Genomic DNA, 23,496 nt, shown 5'->3' with positions numbered 1-23,496 from the left:
GGTCAAAGGTATCACCGACTGTAATTGTTTTATCGGTCGCTGTGATAATTGGTGCTTCGTTCAGTGTTTCCATCTTCGGATTCACTGTAACCTGAATTGTTGTTGTATAGGATGCTCCTTGGCTGTCTGTTACCTTGTAGGTTACTTCATATACCCCAGCTTTGGTTGTATCCACCTCATTCTTCACAACTTCGAGATCTGCTGTGATGTCGCCGTCTTCCTTATCGCTTGCTGTTACATCTGCTTTTGGGTCAAAGGTATCACCGACAGTCAGTACTTTATCCGTTGCCGTGATGGTTGGTGCTATGTTTAAGTCAATCAGGTTCATATCCCAAGTTGCATTATAGACGACTGTTTTTGTTACTGTATCTTCAATTTGAGGTGACCATCCTTTAAAAGTATATCCATCTCTTACCGGTATTTCTCCGAAATCCGGTGTTTTAGAACCTGTTACGATGTTCTCAAACACTTTGTCTTTGAATACTTCTTCATTGTCGATCCCATCAGTATAAGTGACGGTATAACGTGTCTTTGTTCCCTGTGCTGCAGGAATCGGGAATTTAACTTTTTCTCCACTTGGTATATTGATTTCGGTCTTGCCATTAAGCGGATACCAGTTTTCTTCCTTAAATTCAGCATTATCTGCATCTAATTTGACAGTATACTTTAGCTGATAAGTATAATAAGTTTGGTTACCTTCCGTTGTTGTAGTTGCATTCGTCAACTTCCATGTAAAGCCATTCTCATCTTGCTGAATTGTTGTTGGCAAGTTGCTCACTGTAACAAATGGAGCAGAACCGTCAGTAACAGTTAGATTTTCACCAGTAATTCCACTGACAACACTTTCAGAAATAGCTTCGAAGACTTTCATTAAATCTTCAGTTTTTCCAGCGATAAATGCTGTATCTGGACTTTGTGCGATATTATATGCCAGAAAATCAGAAACCAACGGACCGTCTTTATAGGTGGTTTGATTCTGTGCTCCATAACACACGGTATAAACCTTTGATTCATCCTTAAGAACTTTAGCATCTTTAGTTGTCAAATCAATAATATTTTGACTTCCACTGCTTCCAGAACCTTTTTCATCATAGATGACACCATCAATTACAACATGCGTATGTGGCCATGTAAATATTCCACCAGAGCATTTTTCAAGATAATAGGTTGGTGCTCCATCGGTTAATACAACTGTGTTTCTATTCTCCTTTTGAATTTCCTGAACCGTAGACTGCTTAAATAAAGAAGATGCCTGTTTTAATCCAGCTTGCAAATTAGTTCCTTCATTTGCCATTAATGCTTGAATCGAATCAATAGCACTTTTCTTTCCTTGTTCCGTAGAAACATCTGTCCAATTTAGAACTACCTTAGTTCCAGTAGAAAATTGGACAACGGCTAAATAACGTCCCGTGTTTTCTTTCTTTCCTGCGTATGTCGTGATAAATTCAGCAGCCGAATTTTTTAAAGTCTTTAGGCGTGAATCATCGTTCATACTCTTTGATGTATCAAGCACAAGAACAGTTGCAGACTTTTTGGTGAATGATTCAACCTTTTGTTTAGTAACAACTTCCAAGGTAACCTCATAAGTGTTGTCAGCAACAGGCGTGGCAGTTTTATTAACAGAATGAATTCCTTCTGGTAGCGTCTGCTGTAATTTACCTTCAACCCATTGACCGGAACTGTCATAATAACCATTTTTCACTGCATCGTTTTCACTGGCAAGAGCGTCAGCGTTAACAGGTGCTAATGCGAAACACAAGATAAATGCAAGTGCAAAACTTATGAACCTCTTTAGATTCATTGTTCTTTCTCCTTTCTTAAATTTACAACAGACGATTAAAAAAATTCTATTCCTCCCTTCCTGCTTTTATATCATTCTCAAAAAGTACACTTTTTGAGAATCGTGAGTCAGGGAAGACCATCAACCTTAGCAAGAGATTATGGTTAGAAAAACGGCTAAAAATACCACGAGTATTGAAAAAATAGGCATTATCGCTTATAATGGAAGTGATACAATAGACTGTTAAAAAGTGTACCTTTTAAGAGTTCAGCACAAATTATTTTTGTTTTAATAAGCGATATTCCCTTAATTTCCTGTAAAATGTGGCTTCACTCATTTTGCATACTTCCAAGACTTCCGATAGAGGAAGTCTTTTCTTTTCCCATTCATGGACAAGCTCCCCAAAGTTCTCTGGAAGCGCGATTTCTGGTCTGCCGAATTTTATTCCTTTTGCCTTTGCCACTGCAATGCCCTGTGCCTGTCTTTTTTTGATGTTTTCACGCTCATTCTGTGCCACAAACGATAGTATCTGTAATACGAGGTCGGCAATGAATGTTCCCATTAAATCTTTTCCATTCCTTGTGTCTAGCAAGGGCATATCTATAACGCATATATCAATCCCTTTTTCTTTCGTCAGTATTCTCCATTGCTCCTGTATCTCAAGATAGTTCCTGCCTAGTCGGTCAATGCTTAAAATATAAAGCAAATCGCCTCGTTTTAGCTTTCTTACAAGCTTTTTATATTGCGGACGTTCAAAACTTTTTCCAGACTGCTTGTCTATGTAGATATTTTTTGAAAGTACATTTCTTTTTGATAGTTCGACAATCTGTCGTTCCTCATTTTGGTCTATGCTGGAAACCCGTACATATCCATAAACCTGTGCCATTTTTTATCAATCCTCCTTTCCTATGGATATAGAGAAATATCATAAACAAAAAAGCACCTTACTGTAAAAGTAAAATGCTTGGTAATTTCTGCCATTAAGAAGATACGCCTTATCACACAGCTTGTAAAGAGTGCTGACGCATTGCGTTGCAACAGGTTCTTGACAAGCTATGAGCTAAGACGTTGATAACGAACAAGCAGAAATGAAATAGTGTGCTGTTTCGCAGTATAAAAAAAGAGATACCAACACACCTATGCAGTATCTCTTAGCTTAGTAGCAGTATTCTTTTGTTTGCAAGCAGGCAAACACAGGTTGTTTCTTAATATCCTTTTGTTTGGGAAACTCCGGATTCCCATTTACTGACCGACTGTCTGGTTACTCCCAGCTGCTCTGCAAGCTGCTCCTGAGACATCCCCTGTTTCTTTCTTAATGTCATTAATTTCTCGTAAAACTTCATATCTGCCTCCTGATTTTTATGGTAAATACATTAGGGTGTGATCGATGATCTCAGATATCGAAATCATCAATCACACCCTAACCTATCGGCACGAAAAACACAAGAACATACGGCTTTGCAATTTGTCAACCTCTGGTTGCAATGCCGTAAATACGCGGTTTAAGCGGTATATTCTTCCATCGCTTTACTGATACTTTCTTCGCAGGAACGCATCGCCATGATCGTTTTTTCAAACAGGTCATTCAACTCCCAGCCGAGATTCTCTGCTCCCTGACGGATCACATCCCTGGAACATCCTGCAGCAAATCTCTTGTCTTTAAACTTTTTCTTCACGCTGGATACTTCCATGTCCATCACACTCTTAGAAGGGCGCATCAATGCTGCCGCCCCGATCAGCCCGGTCAGCTCGTCCGCTGCAAAGAGAACCTTCTCCATCTCATGCTCCGGCTTGATATCGCTGCAGATCCCGTAACCATGTGAACAGATCGAACGGATCATGTCCTCTTCGACTCCACCTTCACGCAAAAGCTCCGGTGCCTTCTGGCAGTGCTCTTCCGGGTATACTTCAAAGTCGATATCGTGAAGCAGTCCCGTTATGGCCCAGTAATCAGCCTCATCCGCAAACCCAAGCTCATTGGCATACCAGCGCATCACGCCCTCCACTGTCAGCGCATGCTGGATGTGGAACGCCTCCTTGTTATATTGTTTCAGCAGGCCAAGTGCCTCTTCTCTTGTGATCTTACTCTCCATCGTTTTCTTTCCACCTTTCTGTTACATCGCGGGGCAGACATTTTTTGCCTCCAACTTCTTTATGTAAAACTATAACAGCTTTTCTGTGGAAATTCCATGACCAATTATACTGATTTCTTTTCCTTTGCTTCTCAAATTCGAAACATCCACTTCTATCTTTATCCTGTCAGGTGCGGATACCTTAAGGAGGAGCCTTTCCGCCTCTTCTCTGACGCTGACCTCTATTGTGCCATTTACGGATTCATAGCTGTACACAAACCTATGCAGATCATCCGGGAGATAAGGCTTAACCAGGACTTCTGAAAATCCCGGCTTCTTTGGGATGATCCCGGCGATTCCATTATAATACCATTCAATGATATGTCCCATCATATCATGGCAGTGGCTGCGCGGATTTGTTTCCCAGTACTCACCCAAAGTCGTTTCACCATCCAGAACAAACGCATAATACCCCGGATGCTCCCTACGCATGATAAATCTGCTGACCAGGTCATTCATTCCATGCTCTCTCGCACACTGGATCACATAGGGCAGCCCCACCTCACCGCAGATAAAGGCCTCCTCCTGTTCAAGAGTGTACCGCAGTGCGCGGACGATATCGTCCTTCTGCTCTTCTGGCACAAGTCCCCAGAAAAGAGGCAGTGCCTGCCCTGCCTGGGTCAGGAATGTTTCCCCTTTATGATCCCAGGAGCGATAACACCAGAAATCCTCCCCGGGATGTTTTACCAAAAGCTTTTCATTATAATTCTTCCGGATCTTATCGGCGAACTCCTTAAGCTCCTTCTGATCCTGCATTTTTCCAAGAATTCCCGCAAACTTCGCCAGCGTTACAGTATCTGCATATAAAAAAGCAGTCTCAATATTCTCCCGGGCCAGCTCATTTTTCGGATTTCCCCAGTCACCAAGGCCATGGTTTAAAAAGCCCTCCTCATTTACCCTGGACTTTAGATGTTCAAGATAACGTATTCCGGCCTCGTAGTTATCTTCGATGATCTTTACATCCCCATAAAACAGGTAATGCCAATAAGTGCCCAGGATACAGGTGCTTCCCCAGGGAATGATATCATAAAAGCTTCCCATCCCCGGAACCGGCAGCACATTAGGGATGTAACACGGGCACTGTGACGGCATCAGTCCTGCGCCCGGATATACCTTCTTCCCCTCCAGATCGTAGAAATAATCCTCCTGTGTGTGCTGATCCGTCCTCATATCCAGCAGAAATTTCTCCCAAAGCTTTTTTCCATCCTTCATATAGAAAATGGATGGGGCCATCAGATGATTCGGCTCCTGCCATGCAAAACGCTCGATGGTCGGACAGTCCGTGTGAACGCTTACCATATTGGCTTCCACGGCCTTTTCAACAAGATCATACACCTGCATATACCTGATATCATCACACTCAAATTTCCCATTTCTGACAAACGCGCTGGAAATGGCATCTGCCTTCAGATTCCGTATGACGGGACCTTTCCCGGCCTCAAGTCCTTCCACAGCCACATACCGGCCTGCAAAATAAGTGAAACGCATCCTGCATGTCTCCCATACATCATCCTGCCCGATAATATAAGTGATACAGGAATTAACCTCCACCCAGCCCTTTGCCATCTGATCTGCGTCGCCGTTTGTGGTAAGCTTTTCCGCCGGATACAGCCGGACTTCATCCCCGGACTTTCCTTTGACTTCGAATTCCAGGATCCCGGACATGTTCTGACCGAAGTCATAGATTTCCCGTCTCCTTTTCCCCTCCTCTGCGTGCAGATGCTTTCCTTCATATCCGCAAAGATGCTTTCCTTCATATGTATGCAGATGTTTCCCCTCATAGGTATGGATGACCTTGACAGGAGGCTGAAACTGCCTGGTCAGTTTCCCTGCCGGACACTCTTCTGCCGGCACCTCCACGGCATTCTGCCATCCGTCTTCCGAACTCCAGTCCCTGAATACCTTTCTCCCATCGATCGTCTCTGACCCGTACACATTGGACATCACAACCGGATGTTCCCTTACCTGGAAAGACTCATCCGACTGGATCCGCCTGGTTGTCCCATTTTCATAACAGATCTCCAGCTCCAGCGCAAGGACCAGATATTTTCCAAAGGGTCTGTATGGATTCGGATTCGGCGGCATAAACGGCGGGAAACAAAATGTATAGTGCTCATCTTCCATGATAAACCAGCCATTTCCCACCTCAGCACCCAGCATATTCGCACCCTGTCTTAGATAATCCTTCACATCAAAGGTCACGTATTGGATCAGCTTTCTGTAATTTGTCCATCCCGGATCCAGCTCATGATCCTCGACCTTCTGTCCGTTCATGTAAAAATGAAACTGACCAAGCCCGCATACTCTGGCTGTTGCCGATCTCACAGGCCCATTCACTTCAAACTGCTTTCTTGCATAAAACGGAACGGCCGTTTTATTTGTGATCCATTTTCCCAGTGTCTCTATCATCCTTCATTCTCCATTCATTACTTGATCGTAACTGTTCAGAACCATAAACAGTTACACGCTGTCTTACACTGCAATATGCCCGGTTTTTTATACCAGGCATATATGCTTTGACTTACTTTCTGCTTTTTCTTCTGTTCAATTCTTCAATCACTTCTGCCTCTTCCTCATCGTAATGATAAATCAGCTTAAAACTGATTATCGTAATGACAAGCAGAATGATCGGCAGCCACGCAAACATAAATGTGATTCCGAAATTTGTAGCCGCGCTCTGCACCTCATTTGCCACATATCCGGTCAGTGCGAGGATCCAGCCTACCATACCGGCTGCAAGTCCTCCGCTTACCTTCTGTGAAAATGTGATCACAGAGGAGCCGATTCCCTCGATCCTTTTGTTGGTCAGATACTCTCCATAATCAACTGCATCGGCTGATAATGTGTTCACCGGAACAGAGAGCGGTCCTGTGGCAAGCCCGCAGATCACTGTGCCTGCTGCCAGCATCGGGATATTCATGGTCACAGCCGCGAAACCACGCAGTGCATATCCGATGATCTGCCCCGCAGCACCAATATAAATACTTTTTTTCTTTCCGAACTTTTTCAGGCACGGCCCTGCAAGAAACATGATTCCTAAAACTGTAGGAATCAGGCTTACCATATTCAGAGAAGTTGTCAGCATTGCATCTCCCATCGCATATGTATAGAAATATGTCTGGGAACCTGAATTGATCTGGACTGCGATATTTACCACAACATTCATTGCCAGAGCAAAAACAAAATACTTGTTTCTGCAGAAATTTTTGATCCCTTCGATAAAGCTCATCTTTTCCACACTGCCATTTTCAGATACGGCAGACTCCACTGACTGTACGTTCTCTTTTGTGAGTGCAAAGGACAAGAACAGTCCCAGAGTTACAACAGCGCCGTAGATCATAAAGACGATCCTCCATGCCCGGATGTCGCCGCCTAATGCAAACACAAACGGAAAGGTCACAGAACATCCGAGGATCGCACCGCCAAGTCCGAAGATCAGAGAGTACTTAGCCAGAGCGGCTCTTCCAAGCCCGTCCTGTGTCATCAGCGGCATCAATGCACTTTTTGCAACCCCTACCATGGTGTACATCACTGCCATAAACAGGTTATACGTGATAAATGCATAGATCAGCTTTGCTGCAGGCGATCCGTCCTGCGGGACCCAGAAGATCAGGGCAAGTGCCAGACCTGTCGGGACCGCCAGCCATAAAAGCCACGGTCTTGCCTTTCCCCATTTCGTCTTTGTCTTATCCACAATGTTACCTGCAATCAGATCTGTAATCCCGTCAAACAATTTTGAGATAAAGAACATCGTACCGACTGCTCCTGCTGCCATTCCCACACTATCCGTATAAAACATTGTCAGAAACGCTGCTATGATCGCATTAGCTGTACCTGCAAGCTCACCCAGCCCATATCCTAACTTTTCTTTAAAACCGATTTCATTCCCTTTTCCCATTTGTCGATCCTCTCTCCATTTGTATTCAAATACGCCCCCGCGCATTTGTGACAAAGCTCGTCATGCCCTGCATAAGACAATGCATCGCTTGTCTGCTTGTTGTTATCAAGTATAGCAGCAGAGTCCGGACCAGACCAGTTGATATGCGGACATTTGCACTGTGAGAAAACGACATTCGCGCCTGTCGGGATTGACACTTCATATGTCGCATCTTATACTGCCCTTATAGGGAATCATATATTTAGAAGGATCAAAATGCTTTACAGGAGGGTATCATGAAATTCGCTGACCACTATCAATATGAAGTGAATACCGACTTAAAGGAGCTGGAACGAGTCTTTAAGGAGCTCTGGCTTGAGCACCCTGAGCGCAGCCTGGACAAGCCCCATGATATGGAATATGTCCGGGATATTTTGCTGCAGGCATCCGCAAAAAGCTCTAATTTCTTTCCTTCGATCTTATCCAATACATTGGAGGAAGACTTATTTTTTCAGGGAGGGCTGGATACCGAGATCTACCAGCATCTGAGATATCTCCCCTGCAACTGGCATTCCCACTCATTCTTAGAGGTTGTCTGCGTTATCGAGGGAAACTGTACGAACTACATTATGGAGCAGACACTGAACATGTCTGCCGGTGATATCTGTATCATCGCACCCGACACGGTCCATGCGATCAGCGCATTTTCTGACGACTGCATCATATTTAATATCATCCTTAGGACCAGCACCTTTGAGACAGCGTTTTTTGGCACACTTTCAGATAACGATATCCTCTCCGATTTTTTTATGAGAGCGCTTTACCGTTCCAAGACTCACCCATACCTTTTATTCTGCACAGGCAATGATCAGGAGCTCCGCAACTTTATCGGGCATGCCTACCATGAATTTTCAGGCAGCCGCCAGTATAAGAACAGGATGCTCAATTCCATCATCAACGCGTTTTTTATCGTACTGCTGAGAAATCATGGAGCCAGCGTGATCGCCCCTGACCTGGACTTAACGGGCAGCGACCAGAACCTGATCTATATCCTGAAATATATGCAGGAGCATTACGCCACCATCTCTTTAAAGGAGCTTTCCTCATTCTTTAACTATAGTGAAAGGCAGCTTCAGAGGATCATCAAAAACAGTACCGGCATGAGCTTTAGTGAAAATATTCAGAAGTTGAAAATGAATCAGGCCGCCCGTCTCCTCGGGAACCCGGATCTCCCGATCGCGGCCATCGCAGAAGAACTGGGATATTCTGATGCAGGAAATTTCAGACATGTATTCAAGAAATATTATGGAATGACTCCGATGGAATTCAGGGAACACGACAAAAAAGGCGCCCTGTAAAGGACACCTTTTTTGAAAGTGATTTATGCTATTCCAGTATAAGCTTCTGGATCTCCAGCCCGTCGGTATCCTGAAACTTAAGCTTCAGTTCATACTCCCCGGCCTTCATCCTGATCCCGCAGTCTGTCTGTTCCCCGTTTTTCACCGTCACACTGCCTGCGAATGCCTCGTTCATCCATACTTCAACCATTCCGCTGCCACTGGCCGTCAGCCGGATCTTGCTGAACTCCTTAGCACTTTTTACATAACGGAATACGGCTTCGTCTCCATCAGAGATATTTTGCAGCGTCTCGCCGCACGCGGCATCTTTTTCTTTATTTACACCGATATAAACAGTCCCTTTTAAGCCGCAGGCCTGATAACCCATGATCGTCTCACCTGGGGCAAACGGTTCCCCGACTCCCTGGGAAGTCATCTTCACCTCATCGATCGTTCCGTCCTCATTGACCGAGATCAGTTCAATACACAGCCGTCTGTGCTGCTGGCTTCCTCTGCTGCATCTATGGTAAAACACATACCACTGTCCATTCACACATTCAATAGACCCGTGGTTGTTCCAGCTTTCCGGGTCGCAGCCGTCATTATCAATGATGACTCCCTGGTACTCAAAGGGTCCCAGAGGGGATTTGCCTGTTGCATAGCCCAAGGAGGTCGGCTTTCCACGCTGCATATCTGCATAGACATAATAATAAGTATCACCAATCTTCCGCATGGAGGACCCTTCATGGAAGAAATGCTCCTCCTCCGTTACCAGATTATCCACTATCATCTCTCTGTCAAAAGAAACCATATCGTCATTCAGCTTCACGCCATGGGAAAAAAGCTGGCCCCAGTAATAATAAGCCTGTCCGTCATCATCAATAAAAATAGCCGGGTCAATCCCGCCGCAGGGAAGCTGCACCGGATCCGTAAACGGTCCCTCAGGGCGGTCTGACACAGCGACGCCTTCGCTGTCATCGCTCATACAGAAATAAAGATAGTATTTACCATCCTTATAAATACAGTCGGGAGCAAATAAAAGCGGCACCTGCTCTTTTTCCTCTTTTTCAAAAGCCTCTTTCATGCCGTCCCCCTTGGATTTCATATCCTCCAGCATTTTCCGAATAAACGGTGTGGGGTTTGCCCAGTCGATTCCCGGATACTTCGGTGCATCCGGATCATTAACCCAGGGGATATCCTGCCCCGACAGCGATACATCATGTACCGTCCAGTGTTCCATATCCGGCGTGGACACAACATGATATTTCTCGCTGCAGTACACATCCTCCCGGTCATCAAAGCTTCCATATAAATAAAGCTTTCCATCCGGCATCACATGCCCCTCGCTGTCCGGGATATGGATATCCAGCGGCAGGATGGGGTTTCTCTTGTTTTTGAATTCTCTCATCAGTCTCACCTAAGCCTTTCTTTTATAAATAGAACTGGAATTGTAGATACACAGGTACATATTTTTCTATTCGTAATCTTCTATTTTCCATTCGTCCTTCCATTCGATATAAACTCTGTCGCCATCGAACTTTAAAGGCAGCCATACATAGTCCGATATGGCGGAATGAATGCTCAATGCTTTTGCATCCTCCTCTGTAAACACAAATTCCACCTCTGGATCAAAAATCTGCCTGAACTTTTTATGTACCCTCTCATAAGCCTCTCCAGTATAGAACGCCTCCCCCTCTGTCTGGGGAAGCCCGGGCAGCCATCGGTCTGCAAGGGCGATATACAGATCCTTCTTCTTGGGATGTTGAAAGATACAGGAAATCTGTGAATTGAAGGAGGTCCTGCTCCTGTCATCCACATGAGGATCTCCCTGTATCTCAAACGGCCCATGCCATGAGCCTGAAACGGCAGCCTCCGATGGATTGGGATGGTAGCCCGTTGTACCTGAGGTGATCAGATAATGCAGGCCGTTTCTCATAAAATGTGCCGGAGCCTCCCTCGTCTCTGGAGGCGCTGTATGTGGAAAATGCTCTGAAAACCGTTCTCCCACATCCGTGTAATCCTCGTTCAGCTCCGCGCAATACAACATCGTGTGCGGTCTTTCGCTGTACAGATAGGCTCTTTTCTCTTCTGCCGAAACGGCAATATCAAAATCTCCCACCTCCATACCAAACGGATTTACCCTCGGATTCACCATTTTATAGGGCCCCAGGATATGATCTGCTGACAGCACGGCAAAATAAGGGGGCTCCCCCATGATCTTAAGCCATGCCGCATATTTCCCTGTTTTTTCATTATACACTATATGGGGGCGGTCCATCATAGAAAACGGATGTAAAGGTGAATTTTCTTGTTCCAGGTCGGGAGGAATGATGATCCCCTCATCCTTCCAATTATATAGATCCCTGGAAGAATAGCAGCGGACACCCCAGTGCCAGATCTTATCCTCCCCTGTCGTTTTTTCTTTATTTTCACCATACCAGTAATACACACCGTCTACAGTAATGATGCTTCCTCCGTGTGCCTGGATCCTTTTTCCCTCTGTATCGAGCCATACCTGTCCCGGCCTGATTGAATGATACATTGCGCCACTCTCCTTTTCTTAGAAATCTTATTCTATATCACGATTTTGTTTCCTAAGTGTAACAATACCACCTGGTATAAACAAGTGTCAGGACGGACATTCTGACGGTAAAAAGGCGACATAGGGAATCAAAAAAGCAATCAAAAACAGTTGCATTCTCGTTTTGCAACTGTTTTTGATTGCTTTTCATCCCCTAATCAGTAATAATCTTAAGGCTTTCTATCCCTTTAAATGCGGGTCTGACAGCCATACTCATGAAAATGATACAAACCGCGGACCCGACCATGATCCACATAACATGGTCTCTTAATCCATCAAACAGCACTCCGTACATCATCTGCCCCAGGGGCTGTACACAGAGGGAAATCGTGGAAATATAAGCCATCACCTTACCCAGCAGTTCGTTTGGCGTCTGCTGCTGTATCAGTGATACACAGTAGATCGAGAAAATGCTGACCAGCACCTGCATCACAGCAATCGAAAGCATGAGCACCAGGTATACCATTTTCGCATTTTCCAGCATAAATGCCATCCCCATCGGAATCATACAGATTCCCACGATCAGCGGGAATTGATACATCCGGTCCGATTTCAGGTGTTTGGCTGCAACGCCAACGATCACACTGCCCAGAATTGCCGTCGCACCGCATATACTTTCCGCTGCCCCCACATACTCGGCCTTCAGTCCCAGGATCGTCCGGATCATAAACGGCATTCCCACATTCACGGTTCCCATAATGAAGAAGCCGACTGCCGAGGCTGCCAGTAATATTTTAAAAATCTCAGGCCTTTCTTTTGCAATGAAACGGAAGCTGACTTTAAAATCATTTTTTATCATCTCTCCCCACTTCTCATGAACCTTTTGTGCCGTAAACGGAAGCTTGATAAAAATCTCTAGTAAAGCGGTAAGAAAGAATCCGAAAACACTGACTGTCAGTACAGTTTTCAGCCCAAATGCGGTATAACAGGCACTTCCTATGAAAGGGGCGATGAGCGCAGCCAGGGCAGCTACCTGGTTCACCACAGCATTTGCTTTGAGGATATTATCTCCCGTCTGCATCTGTGGGACTGCCGCCTGGACTGTCGGGGATTCAAATGCTCCCAGCACAGAAAATACGGTCAGCGAAGCACCCACTACTACGACTGCATTTGCCTCGCTGATAGCAAGCATTGTGATCACGGTGGTCACCCCGGATAAGAAATCCAGAACAACCATGATATTCCGTCTGTTTGCCCGGTCAGCCAGGATTCCTCCGAAGGGAGATAAAATCACCGTGGGGATCATCGAGACCGCCAGAAGTCCTGCAAATACAGAAGCCGAACCTGTCAGCTCCAGAATATACATCGACAGCGCAAATCTTAAGATCGTGTTCGCAAAAAGCGAACTGACCTGCCCCAGTACAAGCAGACTGAAATTTCTGCTGAATAATTTTTCCCCTGGAGAATTGCCGCCAGGTATTCTTGTCTGTGAATTTTCTTTTTTATGTTTCATAAAATATCCTCCTTTTATTTATACATACTGTATGTATGTATTTGGTTAAAATAAAATTGCCATGTCTGGCAACCTTATTTTTCCTGTTCCTCTTCACCCAATTCTTCAATAGACCTTTCTAGTTTTTCTAAAAGCTCATCGTCTATAATCGGTACTCCAAGAAATGCTGAGATCTCCTTTACCATCTTAAGCCGGGCCACGCCTTCTTCCGGCGTAAAGGGAAATACCGTCGGAACCATCCAGAAGTTCGTCAGGAAAGAAAGAATCTCTGCGGTCTGCTTTGGATACTCGTTCTGAATAGAGCCATCTTCAATTCCTTCTTCAATCAATTCCTGGTAGGCCGGAACAAGAACCTCCTTATTGCCCTCAATAAACTCCGCCAGAAACTTCGGATTCTCCAGCAGGGAGACCGCCTGGGCGCTGATCTTCCGGTAATCCGACTCTACCGTTGTATCATTCATGATCATCTGCAGCTTCTGCAGACCATTCAGCCCCTTTTGCTGCTTCACCTTCTCAAACGGATTATTCTCACGGAACATCTTATCCGTCAGAGCATCAATCACCTCTTCCTTTGACTTAAAATGATGGTAAAAGGCACCTCTCGTCAGCCCGCCCAGGTGATCCACAATATCCAGGACCGTGGTATTCTCATACCCCTTTTCCATGAACAGCTTCAGAGAAACCTCCAGGATCTTCTGTACCGTCTCCTCGGGATACTTATTTCTCGGCATATCATCACCTCTTTACATACACATTGTATGTTTACAATAACATACAATGTGCATGTAGTCAACTTAAAGTTGTATAGCAAAAATGCAAAGGGGTCTGACCCCTTTGAAAAAGTCTGTTTCTACCATAATTTTATTTTCTCTAATTCTTGTATGGCTTTCCCCGCATCCTCCGGATTAATTCCCATAAATGACCGTTCGTAAAGTACTTTCAGTTCTTCATCCGCGTCCACCGGATTATCCAGTGCCGCGGCCTGAGGAACATATTTTAAGAGAACTGATTTTGCCTCCGGGTCAGCAAATACCTCCTTTAAGGGCGTGTTTTCGAAATATTTTTGACGGTAATCGTGAATCGACATGTATTCATAATCATAACTGCCTGCCTCCACTTCAAACGGCTGCCTTCCGCTCTCCGGCAGGATGACCACTGCTTTACACCCAAACGGTACTTCCAGATGGATACGCACCTTACCTTCATCCGTCAGTTTCCAATTCACCACATACTTTCCCATCGGTGAAATATAGGTACACCTAAACTCCCGCATTCTGCTGTTTGGACATGGGGCTGCAACTACATTTTCAAAGCCTGCCTCCACCGGGCGCAGACCTGCTGCATACGCATATAAAAATTCGATAACGCTTCCATAACTATAATGGTTCAGACTGTTCATCCCCGTACCACTGATGCTTCCATCCGGCAGAAGGCTGTTCCACCGTTCCCAGATTGTGGTTGCCCCCAGATTCACCGCGTACAGCCAGCTTGGGAACCCTTCCTGGAACAGGAAATGATATGCCAGATCAGACTGTCCATTTTCACTCAGAACCTGACAGAGCAGAGGCGCGCCCACAAATCCACATTTGATCCGGTACTGATGTGTTTTCAGCAGATCCAGGAAATCCCGGAGCAGCACCTCCTTATCTCTATAAATCCCGAACTTTAAGGCAACAATGTAAGCCGCCTGTGTGTTTACGCTTAAATGTCCGGCCGGGGTAAAATACTCGAAAAGCAGACATTCTTTTATTTTCTCAGTCAGTTCTAAATACTTCTTTTGCTCCTCTATTTTTCCCAGTTTTCCGGAGATCTCCGCTACGATAGCTGCACTCTGATAATAGTATACGGTTGCCAGATAGCCATCCGGTGTTCCTCCTTTTACAGACTGCTCTGTAGGCCCGTCAAGTGCCAGCCAGTCCCCAAAATGAAAAGTGAAATCCCAGATACCTGTGTCTTTGCCATACTGCTTCTGCATCTCCCCGGCAATATAATCTACCCAGTCTTTCATCAGTGGATAGAGAAACTCCATCTCATCCGGCGTGGCATAGAATTTCCAGATTGTATAGGGAATCAATGCAGCCGCATCCCCCCACACGGAGCATACCGGGCACATCCCTTCTGCCGCCGGAAGGTATGCTGGGACAGCACCATTCATCGTGACCTGGACATTTCTCATATCCCAGAGGTATTTCCGGTAAAACGCACGGGTATCCATGTTATATGTGGCTGTTGGCGAAAATACCTGTGCATCGGCAGTCCAACCCAGACGCTCATCCCTCTGGGGACAGTCCGTCGGCATATCCAGAAAGTTAGACTTCTGTCCCCACAGACAATTTGAGTACAACTGGTTGATTTTCTCATCGCTGGTGGTAATAAATCCCGTACGCTCCAGGTCAGAATAGATTGCATAGCCCATAAAATCTTCCGGATGAAGTGTTCCAACCCAGCCAGTTACCTTCACATACCGAAAGCCAAAGAAAGTGAAATGCGGACGTACGAACTCCCCATCTTTTGTTTTTTCCGGCTTCTCCCCAGCTATGTAGGTAAACCCGCCTTTTGCAGTCCGGTAATTATCATTATAAAAGTTTCCATTTTGCAGCACCTCACCAAACTCCAGATGCACCTTTGTCCCCTCTGGCCAAACGACCCTAAATACAAGCCAGCCCGTAAAATTCTGTCCCATATCCAATACCGTTTCCCCTGCCGGAGTAATCATCACATCTTTTACCGGAATTGTCTCCTTTACAAGAACCGGGATACTAAATCGGTCAGTCAATAGCCGTTTCTTCTTTTCCTGTTCCAGTGCAGGAAGTTTTTCCACAGACTTCCACGGATTCTCGCGATTTTTCCACAAAACACGGTTCAGAATTTCCCCATCATAGATTCCGCTGTCCTCAATATCACTTCCACGATAGCACCATGACTCATCTGTCAGAATCACATCACTGGTTCCATCCTCATAAAAAAGATGCAGCTCTGCAATGGCTGCAAACCGGTCACCATAGGTTCGTTCAGCCTGTCCGAACCGCCCCTTATACCAGCCATTTCCCAACAAGATCTCAAAAGTATTTTCGTCACTCATCAAATCCGTCACATCATAAGTCTGCGTCTGAAGAGCAAAACGGTAATCATTCAAAAATGGAGCCAGCACCTCATTCCCCACCTTTTTCCCATTCAGATAAGACTCATACATACCCACTCCGCAGATATATAACCTGGCTTTCGACAATGATCTTACTTTTGAAGATTTCTCCACCTCCGATTCCTCTTGAACCATCTTCTCAGGATCATCTTCCAGAAGATCATGATCGCTCCCCGGAAGAGTAAACGTCTTCTTCAGGACCGGATGGAACGTATCCTCCGCTTTTGGCCCTATCCAGTCGGCCTCCCAATCCTCATTCATCTTTCCCGTCTCAAACCAGGTGATTCCCTGTGCACACTCACCCTCATCGTCCGTCACAGAGACACGCACAAAATATCTTGTACGCGGAGTAAGACTCAGTTCAAGCTTCGTACCAGAGCAGGAAAGATCCTTCCCTTCCTTCATATACAGAACCTTCTCAAATCCCTCCTCTGATGCCGCTTCCACCCTCACCAGCGCAGCCCTCTTCCCCTTCGCGTTTTCCACATTCCAACTGACATTCAGCACATCACAATTGAACCCCATCGGATTCACAATCCCATTAATCTTTAACCTCGTAAGCTCCATGATCTTCTCCTTTACATATTGAATAAACTGAAAATTCTGAAAATGGCATGCAAAGGGGTCTGACCCCTTTGCTCTTACTTCCCATTATATCTTCCAGAAGCATTCAAAAATACCCGGATTCCTCTCCTAAAAATCGGCTTATTCGAAACCACATATTTCATTCCATCCCCCCATTTTATACAAATATCTGTACATGCCCCTCCATATAATGTTATACTTTATGCAACTATTATCACATTACCGATCCTTTGATTTTTCATGGAGGCTGATATTATGAGTAACCGTTCAGAAATTCAAAAACTATTAACACAATTTACTCCTTTAGAAGAGGATTTTAAGAAGATTTATGAACAGAGTGGCGCACCTGTCCGAGAGGATGACTTTATGAAGCTTTTGGGAAAATATGGGGGACTTCCCCACAATTTGAAAGCGGAATTTCAGACGGTCACTAACGCAGGTTCTCTTGATATTCCCGCTGACCTCCCGCCTGACCACCGCTTTTCTGATGCCCAGTGGTTCCTTGAGGATGAAGATATCTCAATACGCAAACATCCGCGCTATTCTCCGGCGGCTTATCATACGCACAGCTTTATTGAAATTGCTTATGTATTGAAGGGAGTATGCCATCAGGACTTTTTATATCCCGACGGTCAGTCAGAAAGGCTGGAATTAAAAGAAGGTTCGCTCTGTATCCTTCCTCCTAAGCTAGAACACCGGGTCATGATATTTGACGACAGTATTATGATTAATCTTCTGATCCGTACCTCTGTCATGAAAAATACATTGGCTGAACTCGTCGCAGGCGGTCATGCATTGTTTGACTTTTTTCTGTATACCTTGTATGAAAATACAAGACCTAATTTTCTTCTGTTTCATACAAAAGGGGACGATTCGATCCGCGATCTGGTCCTGGACATGGTAAATGAATCCTGTATGGAAAAGCAATACAATCAAAAGGCCCTGCTCCTTATGCTTGGATTATTTTTTACATATTTACAGCGAGAACATTCCGAAGGAGTCCAGTTCTCCCAGACTACCAAAACGGGAATCCAATATATTCCTCAGATTTTAAACTATATCCAACAGCACTATGCAGACACATCGGTGGAGGGGATTGCCCGCCGCTTTTCTTTCAGTACTTCTTATCTGGGAAGGATTTTCCGGGAAAATACACAGACTACCGTTATGGAGGTCATCCAGCAGGTCAGGATTCAGAAAGCATGCGAGCTGCTTGTTTCCACCAGATTGTCGGTTCAGAATGTTTCAGAAATGGTTGGTTATTCCGATGTCACCTATTTCATACGAATGTTTAAAAAACACCAGCAGATGACACCGCTTCAGTATCGGAAAATGAAAAGGGAAGCTACATAACCTGAGTAGTAAAGCAGCGAAGCGGATTTTAAATATCCGCTTCGACTACAGGCTCAAACTTATAGGATAACTTCTCATCCCCTACTCATCTTCCAAAATCAGATTGTCCTGGGAGGCCCTTGTATTAGTCCGGATCAGCCACTCAAATGGATCGTAATAATTTAATCCAACAGCCTCCATCATCTCCATCATATCGACCCGGTTCTTCGGCGGTGTCCGCTGTACGATAAACGAAGGCACCCGGTTCACACGGTAATACTTCTCGAACCTGCAGTCCATGTCTATCCCCGGAATCCCATGGAAAGCGCCCGGTTCATGCTCCTCAAGTTCATCGATAGTTTCCCAATAGGGGCGGATGATATACTGAAATTCCTCATTCCAGAAATGTTCGTATATCACCTCTCCCACCGGTATCTTTTTCTCTTTCCATAAAGCTTTTATCGTTGCTTTCCTGCGATAATCCGGCTCCCCTGTGATTGGCGTTGTTACACTGTTCAGGGGCACTGCCTGTCTTACTTCTTTCTTCATCACAAACTCCTGCCTATTCTATAAAAATCCGCTCATACCTATAGGTTATGATTTCTTTGTAAAATCTTTTCCTGATATTGCTGATCAGATCAGTCGCATCGATCAATTCATATACTTTATTAAAATCCAGCCTGCCAAATATGGTTCCAGCCGCTTTATCGCAGTCCTCAAACATATGACTGTGAATGACTTCATAATAAGAAGACTTCTTACCATTTAGTTTGATCTGTGAAGTCGGAAACGTAAAAGTTCTCTTATCCATCTCTTCCCTGCTATTTAAGATTCCCTCAAGCTCATCGTCTTGTAACCGGGGAAATAGCGAAGAGCCATTATCATACACTGGTGCAAGTTCGTAAACGCCATTTTTAGTAAATCCCCAGTTGTATCCATGCCTGTCAAAGTTTGCGAGAAGCGCATCCACCACAAACATCTCCCAAAATCGTTGAACAATTAACTGCGGATCAGAAACTTTAACATGTCTTTGTACAAGATATAAGATCTCATCATATGTATAAGCCGAATGTTCTTCCTTCTCCGTATCATAAGAAGAGTCTCCGCCAGAGGCAAACTCAACCAGTGAAAGGCCTGTTCCGGCAATAAAATCTTTGACTGCCACTACCTCTTCCCCCTGATAAATCCCCAGAAGAGTCTGATGTACATCTAATCCCGCAAGTTCCATCACATGGCTTGCCAGATACTCAGACACATGATTATATAACCTTCTTCCATTGATAACCTTTCGGAATTTCAACATATAATGGCTGCCATTATAGAGAATCCCCATTTTTTTCTCACTGCCCGAATATTGTATCCCACTGGTTTTACAATTCGTAAAGTCAATGCACTGCCCCATATTTTCCCTCCGTTTCCATCCCTCACGATTTGCTCCTGTTCAAAGAAAGGACCCCTGCCACATATTTATAAGTATACCATATATTCCTATTCTCCAAACACTTTTCTGCCTCGTCCCTTTAATGCTGATTCCGTTGGCGCGCAATGGGCTACGTGGTACGGTAGGAACTGGATCCCGTCGCCACCTCTTCACTGCATTCCGTTCCCTGTCGATTCCCACTCGCATCAATCTCACCTTCGAAACTCCCGCGGTGTAACCCCTGTGGCCTTCTTAAACTGCCGGATAAAGTAACTCACATTCTCGAACCCACAGTCAAGACTTACTTCCAGCACCGTTTTCGTTGTATCTGCGAGCAGTTCCCGGGCCTGTTCGATCCGGTAGTTAATCAGATACTGGATCGGTGACACACCAGCGATCTCCTTGAAAAAATGACAGAGATACTGCGGATTACACTGCGCCTCCCCTGCAAGCTGTTCCAGGGAAACCTTCTCTGCAAAATGCTCTTCCATATACGAAACGATCCGTTTATAGCGGTCGATCCGCTCCTTCTCCGATGCACTCTGGATGCTGGAGACCGACACCATTCTGCCGCATTTTCCTATCTCATACAGCATTTCCATGAGCAAAAGCTTCACCTTGAAATACCAGCCGCTTTTCTCTTCCAATGCCAGTCTGACTGCCTGATCAAGCAGTCCTGAGATCTTCCTGTAAAGTTCATCGTCTGCTCCCACAATCCTTGGAAGGGAAGAAATATGTGCCAGAAATGGTGCGATAAATCCTTCCTGAACCTCGTCCTCGTAAACGAATTCCAGGATATGCGGGTTAAAAATAAGTACATTATGAATCGTATCTCGTTCTTTTCCTTCTATCTGATGGAGCTCACCGCTGTTAATAAAACAGATATCTCCCTCTCTTAACACATATTCTTCCAGATTCAGCTCCACTGTATAGCTTCCCTTTTCTACCTTTAAAATCTCCACATTGTGATGCCAGTGCCTCTGAACCCAAAAGCGCTCCGGATACAGTGTCCCAGGCCCCGTTGTAAAATGCATCGCCGTCATGGGCTGTTTGGGTGTGCCGTGCCTGACATCTTCCTCAAGAGAATATTCTTTATTCATACTCTTTTCCGCCTTTATCAAGATTGTGTTATTATTTTAAGAAATAATGCAAGAATTATCAAGATTTATTTTTTATACTATGAAAAAAGTGTTACGAGAAAAAGATCTACAGGAGGTTATAGTATGATTCAGAAATATGTATTTGGCAATCCATTCGAAACAGAAGCAGTCGTGGAAAAAATATCCCCGGCCGCAGGCGTCCCTCAATACGGGGCAATCTCATTAGATGATGGTTTCCATCTTTCCTATGAAATGGATAAAAACGATATCGTATATGGACTGGGGGAGGCAAACAGAGGCATCAATAAGAGGGGATTTCTCTACGTCAGCAACTGCAGCGACGACCCCAACCACACAGAAAACAAAAATTCCCTTTACGGAGCACACAATTTCATCATCATTTCCGGAAAGCAGACCTTCGGACTGTTTCTTGACTATCCGGGCGCAATGCGGTTTGACATCGGATATACCAGACAGGATCAATTAGAGATCAGCTGTGAGAATGCTGACCTGGATCTGTATGTAATCGAAGGTGAAAATGCTTATGACATTGTAAAACAATTCCGTAAAATCATAGGAAGGAGCTATATCCCGCCGAAATTTGCGTTTGGGTTCGGACAGAGCAGATGGGGATACACCACCCCGGAAGATTTTAAAAATGTAGTAAAAGGATACCGTGACAACCATGTCCCGATCGATATGGTGTACATGGACATCGACTACATGCAGGACTACAAGGATTTTACCGTGAATGAGAAAAACTTCCCTGATTTTAAGGGGTTTGTGGATGAGATGAAAGCAGAAAACATCCATTTGATCCCGATCATCGATGCCGGTGTCAAGATCGAGGACGGCTACGATATTTATGAAGAAGGTAAAGAAAAAGGCTACTTCTGTAAACGGGAAGACGGAAGCGATTTTACTGCCGCTGTGTGGCCGGGCTGGACTCATTTCCCGGATATGCTGAATCCCGAAGCCAGAGACTGGTTTGGAAGCAAATACGAAAGACTGATCTCACAGGGAATCGACGGTTTCTGGAATGATATGAATGAACCGGCAATCTTCTGTACTCCGGAAGGCGTTGACGAGCTGAAAGATTACCTGAAGGAATTTCTTACCAAAGACAACGAGGCTCCCGGCTTTATCTTAGGGGACAAAGTAGGCCGGCTGGCAAACAGCCCGGATGATTACAAGCGTTTTTACCATCAAGTGAACGGACAGAAAGTCCGCCACGACAAGGTCCACAACCTGTACGGCTTCAATATGACCCGCGCTGCCGGGGAGGCTTTCGAGAAAATCGCGCCGGACAAGAGAATCCTGATGTTCTCCCGTTCCTCCTATATCGGAATGCACCGTTACGGCGGTATTTGGACCGGGGATAATCAATCCTGGTGGTCCCATATTCTTCTCAACCTGAAAATGATGCCGTCCCTCAACATGTGCGGTTTTCTCTATGCAGGTGCCGACCTCGGCGGATTCGGCTCAGACACGACCAGAGATCTGGTCCTGCGCTGGCTGGCTCTCGGCGTGTTTACCCCGCTCATGCGTAACCATGCCGCGCTGGGCACAAGAGAGCAGGAGTGCTACCAGTTTGAAAACATCGAAGACTTCCGCCATGTGATTGGAGTTCGCTACCGCCTGCTGCCATACCTCTACAGTGAATACATGAAGGCGGCCTTAAACGATGATATGTACTTCAAGCCTCTGGCTTTCGAGTATCCAGAGGATGCCATGACAGCACAGGTCGAAGACCAGCTTATGATCGGTAACGAGATCATGATTGCCCCGGTATACACCCAGAATGCATCGGGAAGATATGTATATCTGCCAGAAGAAATGAAGTTCATCAAATTCCTGCCGGACGGAAGTATTTCCGAAGAAACACTTGAAAAAGGCCATCATTACGTTGAGATTGGATTGAACGAAGTGCCGCTGTTTATCCGCAGCGGAAGGGCCATCCCAGTGGTCGATGCAGCTGAATGCGTCGATATGATCGACATGGCAACAAAACAGATGATCGGATATCCGGATGCCGGATATGATCTCTACGAAGACGACGGAATCAAAAGGGTCTGACCCTTTTGCTCTCCGTTTTCAGAATATTCTCAAACGATAAAAAGCACGCTTGCGCGAACTTTCTATTGTCATGAATTAATATTGGGTGACAGTTCTCCTTTAAAGAAGACCTGCCACCCAATAACATTTTACTCATTACAAACCTTCTATTTTATACTGTATCTTTCCTTTTAGCCATTGACACCTTTACTGCTCATACAAAAGTATCCCCTCCTTCTTAACTGTTTTTTCCAAGGTTTCTTCCCCGGACCTACGCTGGAAAGCAGACTCATACCCTACAAGTATATCAACCGGACGCTTTCTAATCCCCCGCAAAGATTTATACGCCTTTTGTATGATAGCGATTTGATCTCCTGCATCATCGGAAACAACCAGATAGAAATCATAATCACTTTCTTCCGTTTGTTTATCTTTTGCAAAGGAGCCAAATAAGTATATTTGTTTTGGCATAATAACAGTCTGTAGTCTATTGCAAATCTGTTCTATTTCTGAGTTTACCATAAGCCTCTTCCTTTCCGAAACTGTCCTTATTATTATCATAACTGATTTTCCTCTCATTCTGCTACAGTATATCTACCCCCCCAAATGTTACAGTTCACACGCGCCATTCGCAAAACGCATCTTCGATGCTTCCTCGCCGTTTCACGGCTCTTTTTGCTCATAAACTGGCGCTCCCTCCGT

General features: G+C 45.0%; 19 protein-coding genes. 3 read left to right on the top strand and 16 right to left on the bottom strand.

From position 1 onward, the window contains the following. From AC4OGX_RS05695 to AC4OGX_RS05665, 7 genes are all read right to left on the bottom strand, one after another. The coding region (locus AC4OGX_RS05695; RefSeq protein ID WP_493329028.1) for a VWA domain-containing protein at nucleotides 1-1,801 on the bottom strand (1,801 nt) is incomplete at its 3' end. A 256-nt stretch (nucleotides 1,802-2,057) separates the two neighbouring features. Next, complete coding sequence (locus AC4OGX_RS05690; protein WP_493329027.1) at nucleotides 2,058-2,666, bottom strand: recombinase family protein; 609 nt, start codon at nucleotides 2,664-2,666, stop codon at nucleotides 2,058-2,060. Nucleotides 2,667-2,985: 319 nt separating this feature from the next. Then, nucleotides 2,986-3,123, bottom strand: coding sequence for a helix-turn-helix transcriptional regulator (locus AC4OGX_RS05685; RefSeq protein WP_493329026.1), 138 nt, complete (start codon nucleotides 3,121-3,123; stop codon nucleotides 2,986-2,988). A gap of 159 nt (nucleotides 3,124-3,282) precedes the next feature. Then, nucleotides 3,283-3,873 (bottom strand): hydrolase, encoded by a 591-nt coding sequence (locus AC4OGX_RS05680; protein WP_493329024.1) that lies wholly within the window; start codon nucleotides 3,871-3,873, stop codon nucleotides 3,283-3,285. A 69-nt stretch (nucleotides 3,874-3,942) separates the two neighbouring features. Next, nucleotides 3,943-6,321 carry a family 78 glycoside hydrolase catalytic domain gene (locus tag AC4OGX_RS05675; RefSeq protein WP_493329023.1) on the bottom strand — a complete coding sequence of 793 codons (2,379 nt, stop codon included), beginning with the start codon at nucleotides 6,319-6,321 and terminating at the stop codon, nucleotides 3,943-3,945. Nucleotides 6,322-6,433: 112 nt separating this feature from the next. Continuing rightward, nucleotides 6,434-7,810 (bottom strand): MFS transporter, encoded by a 1,377-nt coding sequence (locus AC4OGX_RS05670; RefSeq protein WP_493329022.1) that lies wholly within the window; start codon nucleotides 7,808-7,810, stop codon nucleotides 6,434-6,436. After that, entirely contained in the window at nucleotides 7,771-8,007 is a 237-nt protein-coding gene (locus AC4OGX_RS05665) for a hypothetical protein (RefSeq protein WP_493329021.1), read from the bottom strand. Before AC4OGX_RS05665 ends, AC4OGX_RS05670 begins: the two co-directional genes overlap by 40 nt. A 78-nt stretch (nucleotides 8,008-8,085) precedes the next feature. On the opposite strand from AC4OGX_RS05665, the gene AC4OGX_RS05660 reads away from it, so the two are divergent. Then, entirely contained in the window at nucleotides 8,086-9,147 is a 1,062-nt protein-coding gene (locus AC4OGX_RS05660) for a helix-turn-helix domain-containing protein (protein WP_493329020.1), read from the top strand. Between the two features lie 28 nt (nucleotides 9,148-9,175). Here AC4OGX_RS05660 and AC4OGX_RS05655 read toward each other — a convergent pair whose 3' ends face one another. From AC4OGX_RS05655 to AC4OGX_RS05635, 5 genes are all read right to left on the bottom strand, one after another. Further along, a complete protein-coding gene (locus AC4OGX_RS05655; protein WP_493329019.1) occupies nucleotides 9,176-10,534 on the bottom strand; it encodes a family 43 glycosylhydrolase in 1,359 nt (452 codons plus the stop codon). Between the two features lie 66 nt (nucleotides 10,535-10,600). Then, nucleotides 10,601-11,668, bottom strand: coding sequence for a family 43 glycosylhydrolase (locus AC4OGX_RS05650; RefSeq protein WP_493329018.1), 1,068 nt, complete (start codon nucleotides 11,666-11,668; stop codon nucleotides 10,601-10,603). A gap of 193 nt (nucleotides 11,669-11,861) precedes the next feature. Next, on the bottom strand, nucleotides 11,862-13,160 hold the full coding sequence (locus AC4OGX_RS05645; protein WP_493329016.1) for an MFS transporter: 1,299 nt from the start codon (nucleotides 13,158-13,160) through the stop codon (nucleotides 11,862-11,864). 74 nt (nucleotides 13,161-13,234) lie between these two features. Beyond that, a complete protein-coding gene (locus AC4OGX_RS05640) occupies nucleotides 13,235-13,891 on the bottom strand; it encodes a TetR/AcrR family transcriptional regulator (RefSeq protein ID WP_493329014.1) in 657 nt (218 codons plus the stop codon). A gap of 119 nt (nucleotides 13,892-14,010) precedes the next feature. Further along, on the bottom strand, nucleotides 14,011-16,869 hold the full coding sequence (locus AC4OGX_RS05635) for an alpha-L-rhamnosidase (protein ID WP_493329013.1): 2,859 nt from the start codon (nucleotides 16,867-16,869) through the stop codon (nucleotides 14,011-14,013). 273 nt (nucleotides 16,870-17,142) lie between these two features. Here AC4OGX_RS05635 and AC4OGX_RS05630 point away from each other — a divergent pair, with 273 nt between their 5' ends. Next, nucleotides 17,143-18,240 carry an AraC family transcriptional regulator gene (locus AC4OGX_RS05630; protein ID WP_493329011.1) on the top strand — a complete coding sequence of 366 codons (1,098 nt, stop codon included), beginning with the start codon at nucleotides 17,143-17,145 and terminating at the stop codon, nucleotides 18,238-18,240. Between the two features lie 81 nt (nucleotides 18,241-18,321). Here the strand turns inward: AC4OGX_RS05630 and AC4OGX_RS05625 are convergent, their stop codons facing one another. From AC4OGX_RS05625 to AC4OGX_RS05615, 3 genes are all read right to left on the bottom strand, one after another. Beyond that, nucleotides 18,322-18,768: a hypothetical protein gene (locus AC4OGX_RS05625; protein WP_493329009.1), complete on the bottom strand. Its 447-nt coding sequence runs from the start codon at nucleotides 18,766-18,768 to the stop codon at nucleotides 18,322-18,324. Nucleotides 18,769-18,781: 13 nt separating this feature from the next. Then, on the bottom strand, nucleotides 18,782-19,621 hold the full coding sequence (locus AC4OGX_RS05620) for a HipA domain-containing protein (RefSeq protein WP_493329008.1): 840 nt from the start codon (nucleotides 19,619-19,621) through the stop codon (nucleotides 18,782-18,784). A 230-nt stretch (nucleotides 19,622-19,851) separates the two neighbouring features. Then, nucleotides 19,852-20,739, bottom strand: coding sequence for an AraC family transcriptional regulator (locus AC4OGX_RS05615; RefSeq protein WP_493329007.1), 888 nt, complete (start codon nucleotides 20,737-20,739; stop codon nucleotides 19,852-19,854). Nucleotides 20,740-20,862: 123 nt separating this feature from the next. Between AC4OGX_RS05615 and AC4OGX_RS05610 the strand changes: the two genes are divergently transcribed. Next, nucleotides 20,863-22,815, top strand: a complete 1,953-nt coding sequence (locus AC4OGX_RS05610; protein ID WP_493329006.1) for a glycoside hydrolase family 31 protein — start codon at nucleotides 20,863-20,865, stop codon at nucleotides 22,813-22,815. A 186-nt stretch (nucleotides 22,816-23,001) separates the two neighbouring features. Here AC4OGX_RS05610 and AC4OGX_RS05605 read toward each other — a convergent pair whose 3' ends face one another. Then, nucleotides 23,002-23,373 (bottom strand): nucleotidyltransferase domain-containing protein, encoded by a 372-nt coding sequence (locus AC4OGX_RS05605; protein WP_493329004.1) that lies wholly within the window; start codon nucleotides 23,371-23,373, stop codon nucleotides 23,002-23,004. Nucleotides 23,374-23,496 lie beyond the last annotated feature (123 nt).

It is taken from the genome of Faecalicatena sp. (genome assembly GCF_058819085.1).
This window is presented reverse-complemented; position numbering and strand designations above follow the sequence as displayed.